General features: G+C 59.7%; 2 protein-coding genes and 1 pseudogene. 1 reads left to right on the forward strand and 2 read right to left on the reverse strand.

Annotated elements, in window-relative coordinates; translation table 11 throughout:
* Positions 1-593, forward strand: a pseudogene (locus ACK4OE_RS25305) (IS5 family transposase); the annotation flags it as partial.
* A gap of 575 nt (positions 594-1,168) precedes the next feature.
* Here ACK4OE_RS25305 and ACK4OE_RS25310 read toward each other — a convergent pair.
* Both ACK4OE_RS25310 and ACK4OE_RS25315 read right to left on the reverse strand, forming a co-directional pair.
* Entirely contained in the window at positions 1,169-3,562 is a 2,394-nt protein-coding gene (locus ACK4OE_RS25310; protein WP_409889184.1) for a heavy metal translocating P-type ATPase, read from the reverse strand.
* Positions 3,563-3,929: 367 nt separating this feature from the next.
* Positions 3,930-4,328: a hypothetical protein gene (locus ACK4OE_RS25315; protein WP_406561328.1), complete on the reverse strand. Its 399-nt coding sequence runs from the start codon at positions 4,326-4,328 to the stop codon at positions 3,930-3,932.
* Between the last annotated feature and the right edge of the window lie 111 nt (positions 4,329-4,439).

Here is a 4,439-nt window from a genome sequence, read left to right on the forward strand (position 1 = left end):
TTCTGGCAGCCCAGGGCCTGCTGCTCAAGGCGGGCACTGCCGTGGACGCCACCTTGATCGCGGCACCGAGCTCGACCAAGAACAAGGACAAAAAGCGCGATCCAGAGATGCACTCAAGCCACAAGGGCAACGAGTGGCACTTTGGCATGAAGGCCCACATTGGCGTGGACGCAGACTCCGGTCTGGTGCACACCGTCATCGGTACCTCGGGCAACGTGTCTGATGTGGTGGAAGGCAACAGCTTGATCCATGGTGAGGAGAAAGACGTCTTTGGTGATGCTGGCTAACAAGGCGCGCACAAGCGCCCGGATGCCAGGAAAGATGTCACTTGGCATGTGGCGATGCGCCCGGGCAAGCGCAAAGAGCTGGACAAGGAAAACAACCCCATTGACGCACTGATCGACCAGGTGGAGAAGATCAAGGCCAGCATCCGTGCCAAGGTGGAGCACCCCTTCAGGGTGATCAAACGGCAGTTTGGCTATACCAAGGTGCGCTACCGTGGGCTCAAGAAGAACACGCTGCAGCTCAAGACACTGTTTGCGCTATCGAACCTGTGGATGGTGCGCCACCAATTGCTGGCGGCGCAGGGATGAGTGCGCCTGCAAACAGGCAAGGGGCCGCAAAAGCAGCGCGAATGACCCGAAAGGGCGTGAAAAATGGCGCAAAGATGCGAGAAAACGGCCGCAATTGCATCATCTGAAAAACATCGACCCTGTAGCACTTACGAGTCCGAGTTGTTCAGGACATCCCTAGCACTCTTCGCGATCTACCGAGAAAAAGCGCCTCGGAGGAAGCACTTTGCATTTCACAATACGGAATTTTTCCGACAGACTTTATGTAGGTCCGACGAACTTTATTTCTTGTAGTCAGCGGCATTCCCTCGATTTGCGAACAGCTGAATGACCGGTGCTGACGACAGCCGTCGTCGGCACACCAAAACTCAGCGGCAGCTGGCAGCCTGACGCCGTCTTAGCAAAGGCGACCAGCAGCTCCGCAGCGATTGCAGTCGGTGGACGTGGCACACCGAATTCACGGTGTTAGCCCCATAGCAGTCGTTGCCGATCTCTCTCCTTGTTGGGCAAGTGACTATCCGCCCGCGCACTCCAGGAGCGAAGCTGCAGCCTGCTCTCCCATTCTCTGAATACGTTGCCTGACTACTAACTGGGACCTAGTGGGAATGGGCGGGCTCCTTGGGCTGCGAGCGCACGACCTTGGAATCATGGCCCACACGTTCGCCCCGAAGCAGGCGCAGGCCATTGCCCACCACCAGCAAGCTGGCGCCCATGTCTGCAAACACCGCCATCCACATGGTTGCACTGCCAACTACCGCCATTACAAGGAATACGCTCTTGATGCCCAGCGCAAGGGTGATGTTCTGCCATAGCACGGCGTGCGTTCGCTTGGACAGCCTCACCGTCTCAGCCACGCGCTGCAGGTCATCGTTCATGATGACTACATCGGCCGCTTCCATTGCCGTGTCGGTCCCGGCCCCGCCCATGGCAAACCCGATGTCGGCCTGCGCGAGCGCGGGCGCATCGTTGATCCCATCGCCGGTCATTCCGGTTGCGCCATAACGCTTCTGCATTTCTTTGATGGCTTCGAGCTTGGCTTCTGGCAGCAGATCGCCCCGCGCGTCTTCAATGCCAGATTGAGCAGCAATGGCCTTTGCCGTAGCAGTGTTGTCCCCAGTCAGCATTACCGACGTCACGCCCAGCGCTTTGAGGTCAACGATGGCCTGTTTCGACGTCTCCCGAATAGTGTCCGCGACCGCAAAGAGCGCCAATACGCGCGACTCGTCTGCCAGGAGAGTTACCGTGCGGCCTTGCTTCTCGTGGGTGGCTAGCTCCGCCTCCAGCTCTGGACCGCACAAACCTTGCTCATGAATCAGACGGTGGTTGCCTAGCATCAAGCGCACACCGTTGACCACACCTCCGACCCCGCGGCCAGGCAATGCCTTGAAGTTCTCGGCCTCAGGGCCCGCCACTTCTAGTCCCTGGACGATGGCTTTGGAGACAGGATGATCTGAACGGGCGGCGAGGCTCGCCGCCATCTTTTGGGTGGCAGCCTCATCGCCCGCACCCCACACCTGCCACTTCACCAGCTTTGGCTTGCCTTCGGTGATGGTGCCGGTCTTGTCGAGCGCTACGGCCTTCAGGAGCCGGGCGTCTTCCAGGTAGGTTCCGCCCTTGATCAAGATGCCACGGCGAGCGCCAGCGGCAAGGCCGCTCACCACTGTGACGGGCGTGGAAATGACCAGGGCGCAAGGGCAGGCGATTACCAGCAGAACCAGAGCCTTGTAGAGCGCCTCCAGCCAGGTCAGGCCCATCAGGAAGGGGGTGAGTACGGCCACTGCCACCGCAAGGGCGAAGACCGCAGGCGTGTAAATGGCGGCGAAACGGTCTACAAAGCGCTGTGTCGGGGCGCGTGTGCCTTGCGCTTGCTCAACGGCCTGAATGATCCTGGCGAGAGTGGTGTTGCTGGACAAGGCGGTGACCTCGAACTCCAGTTCACCGGTTTCGTTAATCGTGCCAGCGAACACGGGATCGCCAGGCGCCTTGTCCACAGGGATGCTTTCGCCAGTCACCGGAGCTTGGTTGATCGCTCCAGTGCCCTTGGTCACCTTGCCGTCAAGCGGTACCCGTTCGCCCGGCTTGATGCGCACGGTCGCGCCGATGGCTACAGAAGCGACCGGGGTGGTGGACCACGCGCCATTGGCTCCTTGAACCAAAGCCTCTTCTGGCGCTAGGTCCAGCAAGCCCTTGATGGCGTTTCGGGCCCGGTCCACCGCCTTGGCCTCGATCAGTTCGGCAATGGCGTACAAGGCCATGACCATTGCTGCTTCAGGCCATTGCCCAATGAGGAACGCGCCGGTGACGGCCACTGACATCAGCGCATTGATGTTCAACTTTCCGCGTAGCAGTGCCGCCATGCCTTTCTTGTATGTGTCGATGCCGGCCAGCCAGATGGCTAAGGCGGCGATCACCATGCCGGCCACTTTCCAGCCCATCTGGTCGGGTGCGAAGAATGAAAGAACCTCCGCCCCTGTGGCGAACACCAGCGCCGCCACCAGACGCGATATGCCACTTGAAAAACCATGCTCATGGTTTTCTCCTTCGGCGGCCCCAGCCGTGTGTCCACCCTCAGTCCCGCCAGCGTCTGCAATGGGTTGCGGATCAAAGCCCGCTTTGCGAATGGCGTCGAGTGCCAACGGGTACGCGCTTTCGTCAGCATCGATCTTCAGCGTCCGCGCGCCGACCTGAAAACCCAATGAACGGATTCCAGGCAGAAGTTCAAGAGCACGGCGGATCTCAGCTTCTTCGGCGCTGCAATCCATTGTGGCAATGCGAAACCATCGGCCCGGACTGCCCGTGGCGGTAGCTGCAGCGGCCACCGGTTGAGGGTCGAAGCCCGCTTTGCGGATGGCGTCGAGAGACAACAGCAAGGCGCGATCCTCCGCATCGATCTTCAGGGTTCGCGCGCCAAGTTGGAAGCCCAAAGAGCGTATTCCGTCTATAGGTTCCAACGCCCGCCGAATCTCCGACTCTTCAGCGCTGCAGTCCATGGTGGCGATTCTGAACAGCTTGCCTTCATCCGGGTGATGTGTGGTCGCGGGGGGCGCGGAGGGAGGACTGGAACAGCCTGAAGAGCAACAGGTGTCAACTACGCTGGATGGGGTGCTGGTATCTGAATTCATATCTGAATTAGAAACCTTGGAGTGACTTTAGAGTCAAGGGGGATGCAAATGTAGATTCTTTGTCCTGCGCGAACGAGACCATGACGCGTGGCGTACAGTGGCAGACACACACAGAGTGCTGGATCCCCTCGCACGGGAAATCCCTGCCGTGAGGCCTACTTTTTGCACGCATTTGCCGCACTGCGACGAGCAACATCTACCGCAGCGCGTGCCCCACTAGAACTTTCGTCAAACGCTACTTCACCGCAAATCGCACATTCGCCGGCTTCTTGCCCGGCAGTGTCACCAGCGCCACCACCTTGGTGCCTGCGGTCACCTTGAACGTGCCCTTGGCTTCCAGCTTGCCGTCCCCTGCGGGCGCCAGCATGGCTTCGGATTTTTCGGTGCCGTTCAGCAAAGTGAGCTTGGCGCTCACGCCTTCGGTCTTGGCGGGTTTGCCGTGGTCGCGCAGGTGCAGGGTGAGGGTGTCGGGCTTGGCAACCAGTTCGTAGTCCATGTCGTTAGCTTCGACGACGATACCCCCGTGTAGCGGCTTGTGGTCGTGGCCATGGGCGTGGTCGCCTGCGGCAAACGCTGTGCCGGAGACACTGACGGCGAGAGCCAGGGCGGCAAAGAGATGGGTTGTGGTTTTCATGATGGTCCTTTCAAAGGGTGGATGGAAAACTAGAGAAATAGAGAACAGAAAGATCAAAACGCCTCGGCGTTCTTGTCGTCGAGCAGGCGCTCGGCATCGCGGCGGCCGAAC

This window comes from Acidovorax sp. (genome assembly GCF_046314175.1).
In the GTDB taxonomy this organism is placed as follows: domain Bacteria; phylum Pseudomonadota; class Gammaproteobacteria; order Burkholderiales; family Burkholderiaceae_C; genus Acidovorax.